At 71.8% G+C, this 15,308-nt stretch carries 16 protein-coding genes; 15 read left to right on the top strand and 1 reads right to left on the bottom strand.

What is annotated here, in order from left to right:
* Positions 1–164: 164 nt before the first annotated feature.
* From rimM to ACO1BR_RS17350, 14 genes are all read left to right on the top strand, one after another.
* A complete protein-coding gene (gene rimM, locus ACO1BR_RS17415; RefSeq protein ID WP_426795976.1) occupies positions 165–710 on the top strand; it encodes a ribosome maturation factor RimM in 546 nt (181 codons plus the stop codon).
* Positions 710–1,519, top strand: a complete 810-nt coding sequence (gene trmD, locus ACO1BR_RS17410) for a tRNA (guanosine(37)-N1)-methyltransferase TrmD (protein ID WP_426795975.1) — start codon at positions 710–712, stop codon at positions 1,517–1,519. Before rimM ends, trmD begins: the two co-directional genes overlap by 1 nt.
* Positions 1,520–1,653: 134 nt before the next feature.
* Positions 1,654–2,001 (top strand): 50S ribosomal protein L19, encoded by a 348-nt coding sequence (gene rplS, locus ACO1BR_RS17405; RefSeq protein ID WP_189296035.1) that lies wholly within the window; start codon positions 1,654–1,656, stop codon positions 1,999–2,001.
* Between the two features lie 96 nt (positions 2,002–2,097).
* Entirely contained in the window at positions 2,098–2,862 is a 765-nt protein-coding gene (gene lepB / locus ACO1BR_RS17400; protein ID WP_426795974.1) for a signal peptidase I, read from the top strand.
* Positions 2,855–3,916: a signal peptidase I gene (lepB, locus tag ACO1BR_RS17395; protein WP_426795973.1), complete on the top strand. Its 1,062-nt coding sequence runs from the start codon at positions 2,855–2,857 to the stop codon at positions 3,914–3,916. Before lepB (ACO1BR_RS17400) ends, lepB (ACO1BR_RS17395) begins: the two co-directional genes overlap by 8 nt.
* Positions 3,917–4,034: 118 nt before the next feature.
* Positions 4,035–4,808 carry a signal peptidase I gene (lepB, locus tag ACO1BR_RS17390; protein WP_426795972.1) on the top strand — a complete coding sequence of 258 codons (774 nt, stop codon included), beginning with the start codon at positions 4,035–4,037 and terminating at the stop codon, positions 4,806–4,808.
* Positions 4,809–4,863: 55 nt separating this feature from the next.
* The gene (gene lepB / locus ACO1BR_RS17385) at positions 4,864–5,592 is read left to right on the top strand and encodes a signal peptidase I (RefSeq protein WP_426795971.1); all 729 of its coding nucleotides are present in this window, start codon (positions 4,864–4,866) and stop codon (positions 5,590–5,592) included.
* A gap of 49 nt (positions 5,593–5,641) precedes the next feature.
* Positions 5,642–6,142 (top strand): NUDIX hydrolase, encoded by a 501-nt coding sequence (locus ACO1BR_RS17380; protein WP_426796021.1) that lies wholly within the window; start codon positions 5,642–5,644, stop codon positions 6,140–6,142.
* A gap of 38 nt (positions 6,143–6,180) precedes the next feature.
* Positions 6,181–6,489, top strand: coding sequence for a DUF2469 domain-containing protein (locus tag ACO1BR_RS17375; RefSeq protein WP_003980220.1), 309 nt, complete (start codon positions 6,181–6,183; stop codon positions 6,487–6,489).
* A 442-nt stretch (positions 6,490–6,931) separates the two neighbouring features.
* On the top strand, positions 6,932–7,273 hold the full coding sequence (locus tag ACO1BR_RS17370) for a YraN family protein (protein WP_426796020.1): 342 nt from the start codon (positions 6,932–6,934) through the stop codon (positions 7,271–7,273).
* On the top strand, positions 7,273–8,952 hold the full coding sequence (locus ACO1BR_RS17365; protein ID WP_426795970.1) for a YifB family Mg chelatase-like AAA ATPase: 1,680 nt from the start codon (positions 7,273–7,275) through the stop codon (positions 8,950–8,952). Before ACO1BR_RS17370 ends, ACO1BR_RS17365 begins: the two co-directional genes overlap by 1 nt.
* A gap of 58 nt (positions 8,953–9,010) precedes the next feature.
* Complete coding sequence (gene dprA, locus ACO1BR_RS17360) at positions 9,011–10,261, top strand: DNA-processing protein DprA (protein WP_426796019.1); 1,251 nt, start codon at positions 9,011–9,013, stop codon at positions 10,259–10,261.
* A gap of 359 nt (positions 10,262–10,620) precedes the next feature.
* The gene (whiG, locus tag ACO1BR_RS17355; protein ID WP_043266318.1) at positions 10,621–11,457 is read left to right on the top strand and encodes an RNA polymerase sigma factor WhiG; all 837 of its coding nucleotides are present in this window, start codon (positions 10,621–10,623) and stop codon (positions 11,455–11,457) included.
* 135 nt (positions 11,458–11,592) lie between these two features.
* On the top strand, positions 11,593–12,132 hold the full coding sequence (locus ACO1BR_RS17350; RefSeq protein WP_426796018.1) for a TetR/AcrR family transcriptional regulator: 540 nt from the start codon (positions 11,593–11,595) through the stop codon (positions 12,130–12,132).
* Positions 12,133–13,014: 882 nt separating this feature from the next.
* Here the strand turns inward: ACO1BR_RS17350 and ACO1BR_RS17345 are convergent.
* Positions 13,015–14,010, bottom strand: coding sequence for a murein hydrolase activator EnvC family protein (locus ACO1BR_RS17345; protein ID WP_426795969.1), 996 nt, complete (start codon positions 14,008–14,010; stop codon positions 13,015–13,017).
* 341 nt (positions 14,011–14,351) lie between these two features.
* On the opposite strand from ACO1BR_RS17345, the gene rpsB reads away from it, so the two are divergent.
* The gene (gene rpsB / locus ACO1BR_RS17340; RefSeq protein WP_426795968.1) at positions 14,352–15,251 is read left to right on the top strand and encodes a 30S ribosomal protein S2; all 900 of its coding nucleotides are present in this window, start codon (positions 14,352–14,354) and stop codon (positions 15,249–15,251) included.
* The last annotated feature ends 57 nt before the right edge of the window (positions 15,252–15,308 follow it).

Below are 15,308 nucleotides of genomic sequence, written 5' to 3'. Positions count from 1 at the left end.
CCCCCCCCCCGCGCTCGTATGCCACCGTGGGACCACGGCCACCCGTTGGATCGACGGTCACCACCCCCGTCGGACCCACCACCGCCACCATCAATAGAGGAACCCCCACGTTCCTCGGCCACGTCCGCGAGAGCGGCAGCTCAGCCGCAAAGGGGAGCAGCACAGTGCAGTTGGTAGTCGCCCGGATCGGCCGCGCCCACGGAATCAAGGGCGAGGTCACCGTAGAGGTGCGCACCGACGAGCCGGAACTGCGGCTCGGCCCCGGCGCCGTCCTGGCCACCGAACCGTCCTCCGCCGGACCGCTCACCATCGCCACCGGCCGCGTCCACAGCGGCCGGCTGCTGCTGCGCTTCGAGGGCGTCGCGGACCGCACGGCCGCCGAGGCGCTGCGCAACACCCTGCTCATCGCGGAGGTCGACCCCGAGGAGGTCCCCGAGGACCCCGAGGAGTTCTACGACCACCAGCTGATCGACCTCGACGTCGTCACCCGCGACGGCACCGCCGTCGGCCGGATCACCGAGGTCTCCCACCTGCCCTACCAGGACCTGCTGATCGTCCAACGGCCCGGCGGCGGCGAGGTCATGATCCCGTTCGTCAGCGAGATCGTGCCCGAGATCGACCTGGAGGAGCAGCGCGCGGTCATCGATCCGCCGCCCGGCCTCCTCGACGAGAACCAGGCCGAGATCGCCTCCGGCCGCGAGGACAGCTGATGCGGCTCGACGTCGTCACGATCTTCCCCGAATACCTCGAACCGCTGAATGTCTCGCTCGTCGGCAAGGCCCGCGCCCGCGGGCAGCTCGACGTCCGCATCCACGACCTGCGGCAGTGGACCCACGACAGGCACCACACCGTCGACGACAGCCCCTACGGCGGCGGCCCCGGCATGGTCATGAAGCCCGAGCCCTGGGGCGAGGCGCTCGACGAGATCATCGCCTCCGGCGACGGCGAACCCGTGATCGTCGTCCCCACCCCCAGCGGCGCCCCCTTCACCCAGCAGCTGGCCGTCGAACTCTCCGTCAAACCCTGGCTGGTGTTCACCCCGGCCCGCTACGAAGGCATCGACCGCCGCGTCATCGAGGAGTACGGCGACCGGCTGGACGTCCGCGAGGTCTCCATCGGCGACTACGTGCTCGCCGGCGGCGAGGCCCCCGTACTGGTCATGGTCGAGGCGGTGGCCCGGCTGCTGCCCGGCGTCCTGGGCAACGCCGCCTCCCACCAGGACGACTCCTTCGCCCCCGGGGCGATGGCCGACCTCCTGGAGGGGCCCGTCTACACCAAGCCCCCGGAGTGGCGCGGTCGGACCATCCCGGAGGTGCTGCTCAGCGGCCACCACGGCAAGATCGCCCGCTGGCGCCGGGACGAGGCGTTCCGCCGCACCGACCGCAACCGCCCCGACCTCATCGAGCGCGCCGACCCCGCCGCCTTCGACAAGAAGGACCGGGAGATCCTGTCCGTACTGGGCTGGTCGGAGAACGAGGGGGGCCGATTTGGGCGGGCGAGCGGGGCCGTGGAAGAATAGGCCGCTGCTGTGTGCGTCCGGCGCGCGCCCCTGCCACAGGGGGAACGACGCCCGCCCGACGGAACGGCATCCGAAAGAACCTTTCCCCATATCCCGTTGATGACCTGTGGCATCAGCGAAGAAAGCAGTAGGTCATGCACCTTCTCGACAACGTCGACGCCGCTTCCCTGCGCAGCGACGTCCCGGCCTTCCGCCCGGGTGACACCGTCAACGTCCACGTCCGCGTCATCGAGGGCAACCGCTCCCGTGTGCAGCAGTTCAAGGGCGTCGTCATCCGCCGTCAGGGCTCCGGCGTGCGCGAGACCTTCACGGTCCGCAAGGTCAGCTTCTCGGTCGGCGTCGAGCGCACCTTCCCGGTGCACACCCCGATCGTCGAGAAGATCGAGGTCGTGACCCGCGGTGACGTCCGTCGCGCCAAGCTGTACTTCCTCCGTGAGCTTCGCGGCAAGGCCGCGAAGATCAAGGAGAAGCGCGACAACTGAGCCGCGCCGCACCGGGCCGCGGATTTCCGCCCCGGTGCACCGCGAGGCCACGCTCGCGTCCGGTGTCCGGACCCGGCCGGATAGGCTCTGGGCCCGATGGACACCGATGCACAGCTCACGGAGCGCGACCCCTCTCCCGCCCCCGACCGGGGGCCGGAGCAGCGGTCGCGCTCCGCGCGTTTTCTCAGCTCGGTGGGGCGCCTGCGGTACCGGCCGGTCACCCTCTTCGCCCTCTGCCTGGCCTTCCTGTTCCTGCTCAGCACCTTCGTCGCGCAGCCCTTTCTGATCCCCAGCACCTCCATGGAGAACACCCTCCAGGTCGGGGACCGGGTGCTGGTCAACAAGCTGGCGTACCGTTTCGGCAACCAACCGCGGCGCGGCGATGTCATCGTCTTCGACGGCATGGGCACTTTTGTTCACAGGGAGCAGGAGGAGAATCCCGTCACGGGACTGCTGCGCGGGGCCGGTTCGGCCCTGGGCCTGGCCCCGGCCGCCGACACCGACTACGTCAAGCGCGTGATCGGTATCGGCGGGGACCATGTGACCTGCTGCGACAAACGGGGGCGGATCGAAGTGAACGGTGAGCCGGTGAGCGAGAGCTATCTCTACCCGGGGGACGCGCCGTCCGCCGTGCCCTTCGACACCGTGGTGCCGGAGGGCAAGCTGTGGGTCATGGGCGACCACCGCGCCAGATCCAGTGACTCCCGCGACCACCTGGGCGAGGCCGGCGGCGGCACCGTCCCCGTGGACAAGGTCATCGGCCGGGCGGACCTGATCACCTGGCCGTTCAGCCGCTGGCGCACCATCGGCACACCGCGATCCTTCGACGGCATACCGGCTCCGGCGGGCCCGCATGGGTAACCGGGGACGCCCGCGTCACGGGCGCCAGGACACTCAGGAGCCCGGCCATGTCGCCGGCGGCGCGTACGGCGGCCAGGGGGAGGGCGAGGACCACGAGAGCCCGCAGGGGACCCGCCGGGCGACCGGTGGCCGGGCCGAGCGGCGGCGCCAGGCCCGCCGTATCAAGCGCCGCAGACGCCGCTCCTACCTCAAGGAAATCCCCATCCTGGTCGGCGTGGCGCTGGCCATCGCGCTGGTCCTGAAGACCTTCCTCGTCCAGGCGTTCGTGATCCCGTCGGGCTCCATGGAGCAGACGATCCGGATCGGGGACCGCGTCCTGGTCGACAAGCTCACCCCCTGGTTCGGCGCCAAGCCACAGCGCGGCGACGTCGTCGTCTTCAAGGACCCGGGGGGCTGGCTCAAGGGCGAGCAGAACCAGACGTCCGGCGACCCCGGCCCGTTCAAGGACTTCATGACCTTCATCGGGCTGCTGCCGTCGGCCAACGAGCAGGACCTGATCAAGCGGGTGGTGGCGGTCGGCGGCGACACCGTCCGCTGCTGCGACAAACAGGGCCGGGTGACGGTCAACGGGACGCCGCTGACCGAGCCGTACGTCCACCCCGGAAACCCGCCCTCCCAGCTGACGTTCACCGTCAACGTCCCCACCGGGCGGATCTTCGTGATGGGCGACCACCGCTCCAACTCCGCGGATTCGCGCTACCACCTGGACGAGCCGTACCGTGGCACGGTCTCGGAGGACAACGTCGTGGGCCGGGCCGTGGTCATCGCCTGGCCGTTCAGCCACTGGCGGATGCTCGAAGAACCCGACACCTTCGCAACGGTGCACGACGCGCCGGGCGCGAAGGCGGCGGCAGCGAACGTGCCGCATAGGCTGTCACCCGAGAGTTTGACCGTACTCCCGACCCCTGCGGAACTCCCGCTCGTTATGGGAGTGGTGGGCCTGCACCGGTTGACGGGCAGGCGAGAGCGCGGAGTAAGGAGCAGATGTGGGGGACTTGGCGGTCGGCGCGCGGTCCGGAACCGAAGAGCCCGAAGAGCCGGCGGGGCGCGGTGAGACCGCGCGGTCGGCGGCGAGTTCCGTGCATCAGCCACAGTCACAGTCAGGACGGTCCGCGCCGGCGGACCTCTCGAAGCAGTCGGACACAGCGGCCGGCGAGGAGGCGAGCGGCAGCGTGACCAAGGGCAAGAAGCCGCGTGCCTTCTGGAAGGAGCTGCCGATCCTCATCGGCATCGCCCTGCTCCTCGCGCTGCTGATCAAAACGTTTCTGGTGCAGGCGTTCTCCATCCCGTCCGACTCCATGCAGGACACCCTCCAGCGTGGGGACCGGGTCCTGGTGGACAAGCTCACACCGTGGTTCGGGTCCAAGCCGCAGCGCGGCGAGGTCGTCGTCTTCCACGACCCGGGCGGCTGGCTCAACGAGACGCCCACCCCGCAGCCCAACCCGGTCCAGAAGGTCCTCAGCTTCATCGGGCTGATGCCCTCGGCCGAGGAGAAGGACCTGATCAAGCGGGTCATCGCAGTCGGCGGCGACACCGTCGAGTGCCAGGGCACCGGCCCGGTCAAGGTCAACGGCAAGGCCCTCAAGGAGGACTTCTACGTCTTCCCCGGTGCCACCCCGTGCGGCGACCGCCCCTTCGGCCCGATCCACGTCCCCAAGGGCCGGATCTGGGTGATGGGCGACCATCGCGACGACTCCCTCGACTCCCGCTACCACCAGAACCTGGAGGGCAAGGGCACGGTCTCCGAGGACGAGGTTGTCGGACGGGCCTTCACCATCGCCTGGCCCATCAACCGCTGGGCAACCCTCCCCGTACCGGACACCTTCGACCAGGCCGGGATCAACAAGGCAATGGCCGCGGCTCCGGCCGCGCTGGGCCTGACCGGCGCGGTGCCGATCGTGCTGTGGCGCCGCCGGAGGCTTACCGGAGGGCGTAACCCCAGGTAAGGTGCCGTCCCGGATCTTTCGACGCGGGCCGGTACCGCGGGGTGGGAGCGCTGGGATGAGCAGCAGTACGGAACGCAGGACGGACGGCCGCGGCCGGACCACGGGCGGTGTGCTCTCCGGTCTGGCCGTGGCCGTCGGCTGTGTGCTGTTCCTGGGCGGCTTCGTCTGGGGGGCGCTGACCTACCGCCCCTACACGGTGCCGACCGATTCGATGACCCCGACGATCTCCGTAGGGGCCCGGGTGCTGGCCGAGAAGGTCAACGGCTCCGAGATACGCCGCGGCGACATCGTCGTCTTCAAGGACTCGACCTGGGGCGCGCTGCCGATGGTCAAGCGGGTCGTCGGCATCGGCGGCGACAAGGTCGCCTGCTGCACCAAGCAGGGGCTGCTGACGATCAACGGAATCCCCGTTGAAGAACCGTATCGGCAGGGTGGTGGCCCCGCCTCACCCGTCGGCTTCAAGGCCACGGTCCCCAATGGTCAGCTCTTCCTCCTGGGCGACCACCGCAGCGACTCCCTCGACTCCCGCGTCCACCTCACCGACGGCGACCAGGGCTCCGTACCGCGCAGCGCCGTCGAGGCCCGGGTCGACGCCCTCGCCTGGCCGCTCGGCAGCGTCGGCGTGATGCAGCGCCCCGCGGCCTTCTCCGCCCTCCCCGGGGGCACGTCCCAGCCGGGGCCCATCCAGCCCATCACCCTGGCCGTCGTCGCGGGCACGGTGCTCATCCTGGGAGGTGCGGCATACGGGCCGATCGCGCGGAGGAAGGGGCGCCGGCGTGGCTGAGCGGGAGCGGGAGCCGAACGCCGCGCCGGCGCGGAAGCCGGAACGGACGGTGACCGGCGGTCAGCCTGCCGAGGTGCGGCAGGTCTCCCGTGTCGTCCTGCTCGACCCCGACGGCCGGATCCTGCTGCTGCACGGCTTCGAACCGGACAACCCCGACGACACCTGGTGGTTCACCCCCGGTGGCGGTGTGGAAGGCGCCGAGACCCGCGAGGAGGCGGCGCGCCGAGAGCTCGCCGAGGAGACCGGCATCACCGATGCCGTCCTGGGCCCCGTCCTGTGGAAGCGCCGCTGCGCCTTTCCGTTCGACGGGCGACGCTGGGAGCAGGACGAGTGGTACTACCTGGGGCGGACCCACCGGACCGCCACCGACACCGGCGGCCACACCGACCTGGAACGACGCAGCGTCTCGGGACTGAGGTGGTGGACTTCGGAGGAACTGTCGGCGACGCATGAGACGGTGTATCCGACCAGACTCGCCGGGCTGCTGCGCACACTGCTCGACGAAGGCCCCCCGAGTGCGCCAGTGCTCCTGGAGACCGAGAGGGTCTGACGCACAATAGGGGGACGCACGGCTGAAGGGGATCTGCCATGAGCGCCGAGGACCTCGAAAAGTACGAGACCGAGATGGAGCTGAAGCTCTACCGGGAGTACCGCGACGTCGTCGGGCTGTTCAAATACGTGATCGAGACCGAACGTCGCTTCTACCTCACCAACGACTACGAGATGCAGGTGCACTCGGTGCAGGGTGAAGTGTTCTTCGAGGTCTCGATGGCCGACGCATGGGTCTGGGATATGTACCGACCGGCCCGTTTCGTCAAGCAGGTGCGGGTACTCACGTTCAAGGACGTGAACATCGAAGAGCTCAACAAGAGCGATCTGGACCTTCCGGGAAGCTGACCGGTGGAGGGGCGGACCGGGGAATCGCCCCTCGCGGAGCGGCCCCGGTCACCCCGGCGGGTGACGGAGTTGTCCACAACAGATCCGCTGTCCACCAAGATCCAATAGCTACGCGCGGAGGCGTCACAGTCGGTGCCGGAGGTGGTACCGCATGAACGCCACACACACCGGCAGGCAGGCCGGAGACAGCGCACGGACCCGGGACGGCGGACGGACCGCGGACGGCACGGACACCGGGGACGGTGCCGGAGCCGCCAAAGACACGGAGACCAGGGACGGCCACGGGCCTCCAGCAGCCGCACGGAGCCGAGAACACCCGGCGCCCGGCACCACCGCACGCGCCAGGAAGAACGCCCCCACCGGGCCAGGCGCCCGCCGCAGAGCAGCGCGCGCCCCGGACCGGCCCACGACGGCCGCCCGGCCCCGCACCCGCCGCCGCGCACTGGGGCGCTACGGCGAGGACCTGGCGGCCCGGCGCCTCACCGAGGCCGGGATGCGGATCCTCGACCGGAACTGGCGCTGCCGCGACGGCGAGATCGACATCGTCGCCGCCGACGGCGACACCCTGGTGATCTGCGAGGTCAAGACCCGCAGGGCGGGCTCCTACGAACACCCCATGGCCGCGGTACGGCCCGCGAAGACCGCCCGGCTCCGGCTGCTCGCCGAACGCTGGCTGGAGCGGCACGGCGGCCCACCGCCCGGCGGCGTACGGATCGACGTCATCGGCGTCCTACTGCCCGCCCGCGGCGCCCCCGTGGTCGAACACGCACGGGGGGTGACGTGATGGGGTTCGCCCGCACCTGCTCCGTCGCCCTGGTCGGCGTCGAAGGAGTCGTCGTCGAGGTCCAGGCCGACCTGGAGCCCGGCGTGGCCGCCTTCACCCTCGTCGGACTCCCCGACAAGAGCCTGGTCGAATCCCGCGACCGGGTGCGCGCCGCCGTCGTGAACTCCGGCGCCGAGTGGCCGCAGAAGAAGCTCACCGTCGGCCTCAGCCCCGCCTCCGTGCCCAAAAGCGGCAGCGGATTCGACCTCGCCGTGGCCTGCGCGGTCCTCGGTGCCGCCGAGCGCCTGGACCCCCGTGAACTCACCGACCTGATGATGATCGGCGAACTGGGCCTCGACGGCCGCGTCCGGCCCGTACGCGGCGTGCTGCCCGCCGTCCTCGCCGCCGCCGACGCCGGATACCGCCAGGTCGTCGTACCCGAACAGACCGTCGCCGAGGCTTCCCTCGTCCCCGGCGTCTCCGTCCTCGGCATCCGCAGCCTGCGGCAGCTCATCGCCGTCCTCGCCGACGAACCCGTGCCGGACGAGGAGAACCCCCTCGAAGAAGGCCGCCCCGACCCCCTTCTCGCCGGGCTCACCACGCCCGGCACCGGCGTCGGCGCGGGCCTGCCACCCGGCGACCACACCCCCGACCTCGCGGACGTCGCAGGCCAGCACGGCGCCCGCCGCGCCCTGGAGGTAGCCGCCGCCGGCCGCCACCACATCTTCTTCAAAGGCCCGCCGGGAGCCGGCAAAACCATGCTTGCCGAACGACTCCCGGGGCTGCTACCGGCCCTGAGGCCCAAGGAGTCCCTCGAGGTCACCGCCGTCCACTCCGTCGCCGGTACCCTCCCACCAGGACAGCCACTCGTCCACCGTCCGCCCTACTGCGCCCCGCACCACTCCGCGACCATGGCATCCCTCGTCGGGGGCGGCACCGGTCTGCCCAGGCCAGGAGCCGTATCGCTCGCCCACCACGGCGTGCTCTTCGTGGACGAGGCCGCCGAATGCAGCCCACGCGTCCTGGACGCCTTACGCCAGCCACTGGAATCCGGACACGTCGTCGTCGCCCGAGCCGCGGGCATGATGCGAATGCCCGCCCGCTTCCTCCTCGCCCTCGCGGCAAACCCCTGCCCCTGCGGCAGGCACGGCACCACCGGCGGCGGCTGCGAATGCCGACCCTCCTCGATCCGCCGCTACCGAGCCCGGCTCTCCGGGCCGCTGATGGACCGCGTGGACCTGCGGATCGCCGTGGAACCGGTCGCCCGCTCCGAACTCCTCGCACTCGGCCGCGGCGCCGAATCCACCGCCGACGTCGCCGAACGCGTCCGCGCCGCCCGCGAACGCGCCGCGGCCCGCTACGCGGGCACCCCCTGGCACACCAACAGCGAGGTACCGGGCCACGAACTGCGAACCCGCTGGCAGGTACGCCCCGGCGCGCTGGCCCACGCCGAACGCGACCTGGAATGCGGCCTCCTGACCGCCCGCGGCCTCGACCGCGTCCTCCGCGTCGCCTGGACCGCCGCCGACCTCGCAGGCCGCGACCGCCCCACCCGGGAGGACGTCAACTGGGCCCTCGAACTCCGTACCGGCGTACGCCGCGGCACCGTGGCGACCGCAGCGGGCGCGCAGACGCCGACCGCACGCACGAAGGGGCGGACCGGCGGACGAGCGGAGGTGAGCGATGCCCGCAACGGATGAATGGGGCTTCGCCACCAGTGGGCCCACGGCACACGCCCCGAGCGCCCCCGCTCCCGGCATGCTCTCCGCACCGGACCGCGCCACCAGCGCGCCCACCAGACCGGCCCACGAGGCGAACGGAGCAAGGACGGCAGCCGCCAGCGGCACGGCCCGGCGCGCAACCTGCGAACCGCAGCGGACCGCCCGCGCGGCCCTCACCCGCATCCTCGAACCAGGCGACGAAACAGCCGGCCGATGGCTGCGCGAGATGGGCCCGGTGGCCCTCTGGCACGCACTGTCCGAGGACGACGCGAGCCTTCCCCCGGGCGCGAGCCCCACCAAGGTCGCGGGCCTCAGACTGCGTGCCGCGCGCGCCCGCCCCGCCGCGGACCTCGCGGCCGTCGCCGCGCTCGGCGGCTGCTTCATCTGCCCCGGCGACGAAGAATGGCCACGCCAGCTCGACGACCTCGGCGACGGCCGCCCCATCGGCCTCTGGGTACGTGGTGCGGGCGGCCTCCGACTGTGGGCGCTGCGCTCGGTCGCAGTGGTCGGCGCACGGTCCTGCACCGAATACGGCGCCCACCTCGCCACCACCCTCGGCGCCGGACTCGCCGAGCGCGGCTGGACGGTCGTCTCCGGGGCGGCGTACGGCGTCGACGGCGCCGCGCACCGCGGCGCACTGGCCGCGGACGGCCCGACCGTCGCCGTCCTCGCCTCCGGTGTCGACTACGCCTATCCGCGCGGCCACACCGAGTTGCTCGGCCGGATCGCCGAACAGGGCCTGATCGTGGCCGAGTTGCCGCCGGGCGACCACCCCACCCGCAGCCGCTTCGTGTTGCGCAACCGCGTGATCGCCGCGCTCACTCGGGGCACCGTTGTCGTGGAAGCCGAACTCCGCAGCGGCTCACTGGTCACCGCCCGGCGCGCGCTGTCCCTCGGGAGGTTCACGATGGGCGTGCCGGGGCCGGTCACCAGCGGCCTGTCCGCCGGCGTGCATCAACTCCTGCGCGGCGAAGCCACGGTGGTCACCGATGCCGACGAGGTCATCGAACTTGTCGGCAGCATCGGCGACCTCGCACCCGAGCGGCGCGGTCCGATCCTCGCCCGCGACCTTCTGGACCCGGTCGCCGTCCGCGTACTGGAAGCACTGCCGGCCCGCGGCCCCGCAGACACCGCTCAACTGGCGCGGGAGTCGGGTACACCCCGCGACACCACCCAGGGAAAGCTCTTCGAGTTGCAGTCCCTTGGATTCGTTCAAAGGTGCGGTGAGCGCTGGGAGTTGGCGCGACGCGCCGACTCCGCCGACGGTTCCCGGCGAGGCGGTACTTGACCTTGCGCGAACGGGTGAAAGGGTGAGGGGAATGACCGCAGAATCCAGGTTTGCCTCGCTTCGGCGCGCGAGGCCGACCCGTTGGGAGACGGCGATGTGGCGCAACGGACGCACGGGGTCCTGCCTGCCGCTTCACCGCGTCCGTCCGCACGGCCCTCCGGGAACGCGCCCCCGGCACCCCGTCCGGGTGTCGCCACGCCGGACGAGGTAACCCTGAGGTGCGGGCAGCGGAACGTATCTGCGCACACCCAACCCGCTTTCCTCGCACACCGCGATGCTGCGGTCACGCTACGCTCACAACAATTCAACCCTCATCCATCCACCTACCCGTGTCTCGGCAGAACGGCTCAAGGCGACGAATGCCCCAGCACACCTCCGGGTCTGACCGTGCGGCAGTACCACCCGCCGCGCGCGGCAGCGTGCGCCCCAATCCGCCCACCTCGCTCGACGAGCTGTGGCGCTCCTACAAGGCGTCGGGCGACGGACGCTTGCGGGAACAGCTGATCCTGCACTACTCACCGCTCGTCAAGTACGTCGCCGGCCGCGTCAGCGTCGGACTGCCGCCCAACGTCGAGCAGGCCGACTTCGTCTCCTCGGGAGTCTTCGGACTGATCGACGCCATCGAGAAGTTCGAACCCGAACGCTCCATCAAGTTCGAGACGTACGCCATCACCCGCATCCGCGGCGCCATGATCGACGAACTGCGCGCCCTGGACTGGATCCCACGATCCGTACGGCAGAAGGCCCGAGCCGTGGAACGGGCGTACGCCACGCTCGAAGCGCAACTCCGCCGCACCCCCACCGAGGCGGAGGTCGCCGGCGAGATGGGCATCGCGCTGGAGGAACTCCACGGTGTGTTCAGCCAGCTGTCGCTGGCGAACGTCGTGGCGCTGGAAGAGCTCCTCCACGTCGGTGGCGAGGGCGGTGAACGCCTGAGCCTGATGGACACACTGGAGGACACCGCCGCCGAGAACCCCGTCGAAATCGCCGAGGACCGCGAACTGCGGCGGCTGCTCGCCCGGGCCATCAACACACTCCCCGAACGCGAGAAGACCGTGGTCACCCTCTACTACTACGAGGGCCTCACCCTCGCCGAGATCGGCAACGTCCTCGGCGTAACGGAAAGCCGGGTCAGCCAGATCCACACCAAATCCGTACTCCAGCTCCGGGCGAAACTGGCGGATGTCGGACGCTGAGCGGGCCGCGACGCTCCGTTCGATGTCGCCGGCTGCCACCTCGTGTCGTAACGCGGAGTGCCACAACGCGGGGGCCATCCGTACAGTGGTGGCGTGCCCAGGATTCGAGCGGCCTCGGTGGCCGAGCACCGGACGATGCAGCGCGGCGCCCTCTTGGACGCCGCCCGCACCCTGCTGTCCGAAGGCGGAACGGAGGCGCTGACCTTCCCCGCCCTCGCCGAGCGCACGGGCCTCGCGCGCTCCTCCGTATACGAGTACTTCCGCTCCCGGGCGGCCGTCGTCGAGGAACTGTGCGCCGTCGACTTCCCCGTATGGGCGGCGGAGGTCGAGGCAGCGATGGAAGGCGCCGAAACGCCCAAGAGGAAGGTCGAGGCGTATGTGCGCCGGCAGCTGGCCCTGGTCGGCGACCGCCGCCACCGCGCCGTCGTTGCCATCTCGGCCGGCGAACTGGACGCCGGGGCGAGAGAGAAGATCCGCGCGGCGCACGGCGGCCTGATCGCCATGATCGTCGAGGCGCTCGCCGCCCTCGGCCATGAACAACCCCGCCTCGCCGCCATGCTCCTCCAGGGCGTCGTCGACGCCGCCGTCCGCCGCATCGAACTCGGCGCCGCGGAAAACCCGGAAGAGATCACGGAGGCGGCAGTGGGCATGGTCTTGCGAGGGGTCGGCGGCTGAGGCCACCGGGGCCTTCTGGGGGGCTCCCCCCACCCCACCCCGCCCCTCCTCCACCACCGCTCGCCGCAGCCCGCAGCCCGCAGCCCGCAGCCCGCAGCCCGCAGCCCGCAGCCCGCAGCCCGCAGCCCGCAGCCCGCAGCCCGCAGCCCGCAGCCCGCAGCCCGCAGCCCGCAGCCCGCAGCCCGCAGCCCGCAGCCCGCAGCCCGCAGCCCGCAGCCCGCAGCCCGCAGCCCGCAGCCCGCAGCCCGCAGCCCGCAGCCCGCAGCCCGCAGCCCGCAGCCCGCAGCCCGCAGCCCGCAGCCCGCAGCCCGCAGCCCGCAGCCCGCAGCCCGCAGCCCGCAGCCCGCAGCCCGCAGCCCGCAGCCCGCAGCCCGCAGCCCGCAGCCCGCAGCCCGCAGCCCGCAGCCCGCAGCCCGCAGCCCGCAGCCCGCAGCCCGCAGCCCGCAGCCCGCAGCCCGCAGCCCGCAGCCCGCAGCCCGCAGCCCGCAGCCCGCAGCCCGCAGCCCGCAGCCCGCAGCCCGCAGCCCGCAGCCCGCAGCCCGCAGCCCGCAGCCCGCAGCCCGCAGCCCGCAGCCCGCAGCCCGCAGCCCGCAGCCCGCAGCCCGCAGCCCGCAGCCCGCAGCCCGCAGCCCGCAGCCCGCAGCCCGCAGCCCGCAGCCCGCAGCCCGCAGCCCGCAGCCCGCAGCCCGCAGCCCGCAGCCCGCAGCCCGCAGCCCGCAGCCCGCAGCCCGCAGCCCGCAGCCCGCAGCCCGCAGCCCGCAGCCCGCAGCCCGCAGCCCGCGTGCGCTCACCTTGTCACCGAGGCCGGCTGCGCCGTGTCGCAGGCGTGATCCTCGCTGCTCCTCTCGCGGCTCGCTCCGCGTCAGCCTCACCGCCCGCCCGTCACCTCATCCTTCGCCTCTCCGTACTCCCCTCCATCTCTCCCTCCGCGCCGTCGTTTCGTCGCGCCGCGGACATACCCCACCTGCAGTACGGCTCCCGGACTCCTCCCGCCCCGCCGGCCCCGCCGCGGCCGCCCGACGCATGGCGGCCCAGCGCCCACAGTGCGGCTGTCGCGAGCGCGATCGCTCCTACGAAGGCCGCGCTTGTCGGCGCGTCCGTCGTCTCGTGCGCCGTGGGGGCAGGCCGCCCCGGAACCGGCCGCTTCGATTCCGTTCGCTCAGGGGCGGCAGGGATCGTGGGTTCGGGGATGCCGAAGACGGGGAGCAGCCGGGACGGGCCGCCATGGAGCATGGCCGGTGGCAGCAGCGAGAGTGGGTCCAGGTAGGACTTCCCGCGGAGCAGGCCCCAGTGGAGGCACGGGGCGCGGCAGTGGAACGGGCCGCGTTGCAGCTCGCCGACCGGCTGGCCTGCCGTGACGTGCTGCCCTGGGCGGGCGGTGGCGAGGACTGGTTCGTAGGTGGTGCGTAAGGGCGGGTGCCCCGAGCCGGCCAGCTCGATGGTCAGCACCCCGCGGCCGGCGACGGTGCCGGCGAACGCGACCTGGCCGGGCGCGGCTGCCCGTACGACCGCGCCGGGGGACGCTGCGAGGTCGACGCCGCGGTGGCCCGCCGCCCAGGGTGAAGGGGGCGGTTCCCAGCCGCGTAGCACGGTGGGCCGCAGTCCTGCCGGGCCGTCCACCGGCCAGGATCGGTCGGCTGCCGCCGACGCTGCCCGGCCTTCCGGGCTGGTTCGCGTGGCGCGGGCGGTGGCGCTTGCCGCTTCGAGGCCCAGGGGATCAGCGTTGAACGCATCCCACGCACCTGCTGCCATCGGCACGCACACTGCAGCCGCCACCGCCACCGCCACCGCCACCGCCATCGCCACCGCCATCGCCATCGCCACCGCCCTCGGGAGCGAGAGGGGCTGCCGCGTGGTTGACCTGGGGTGTCGTCTCATGCCCCGACCATGACGGAGTCCGGACGGGCGTGGGGATCTTGGTCGAAAGCTGTGGACGGCGAGCCGATTGTGGATAACGGGGTCACTCGCCCGGGGCACGAAATGGTGCGTGTCGCCCGGTGCATCGCCCGTCCCGTACACTTCTGGTGGCGATCCGGGTCACCGGGTCGACTTCGCACGCCCCGCCGTCAGTGCACCAGTCCCTTTCGGGCAGCACGACAGCCGCGCTCCTCGGTCCTCGGAAGGTTCCGCCCGGTTCCTCCCCTGGCAGGCGCGTCGGGGCGTCAGGCATCGCGGCCGACCGGCCGTGGTGGAACCGAGAAACAACAAGGAGTACGGCCATGGCCGTCGTCACGATGCGGGAGCTGCTGGAGAGCGGCGTCCACTTCGGGCACCAGACCCGCCGCTGGAACCCGAAGATGAAGCGCTTCATCTTCACCGAGCGCAACGGCATCTACATCATCGACCTGCTCCAGTCGCTGTCGTACATCGACCGCGCCTACGAGTTCGTCAAGGAGACCGTTGCCCACGGCGGCTCGGTCATGTTCGTCGGCACCAAGAAGCAGGCCCAGGAGGCCATTGCCGAGCAGGCGACCCGCGTGGGCATGCCCTACGTGAACCAGCGCTGGCTCGGTGGCATGCTGACCAACTTCTCCACGGTCTACAAGCGCCTGCAGCGTCTGAAGGAGCTCGAGCAGATCGACTTCGAGGATGTGGCCGCCTCCGGCCTCACCAAGAAGGAGCTCCTCGTCCTCTCCCGCGAGAAGGCCAAGCTGGAGAAGACCCTCGGTGGTATCCGCGAGATGCAGAAGGTGCCCAGCGCCGTCTGGATCGTGGACACCAAGAAGGAGCACATCGCCGTCGGTGAGGCGCGCAAGCTCAACATCCCGGTTGTCGCGATCCTCGACACCAACTGCGACCCCGACGAGGTCGACTACAAGATCCCGGGTAACGACGACGCGATCCGCTCCGTCACCCTGCTCACCCGCGTGATCGCCGACGCCGTCGCCGAGGGCCTCATCGCACGTTCCGGTGCCGCCACCGGCGACCAGAAGCCCGGCGACAAGGCTGCCGCCGAGCCGCTGGCCGAGTGGGAGCGCGACCTGCTCGAAGGCGACAAGAAGTCCGACGACGAGGCTGCCAAGGCCGAGGCCGAGAAGCCGGCCGCCGAGGTCGAGACCCCGGCCGCCGAGGTCGAGACCCCGGCCGCCGAGGCCGAGAAGCCGGCCGAGCAGGGCTGACCTCAAGACCGGTTGATGACGGCGGGGGAGGGCGTCACAAGCGCCGCCCCCGCCGTC

Source organism: Streptomyces sp. YGL11-2 (genome assembly GCF_050054615.1).
In the GTDB taxonomy this organism is placed as follows: Bacteria; Actinomycetota; Actinomycetes; order Streptomycetales; family Streptomycetaceae; genus Streptomyces.
The sequence above is the reverse complement of the archived record's forward strand: the minus strand, read 5'-3'. Positions and strand labels throughout refer to the sequence as shown.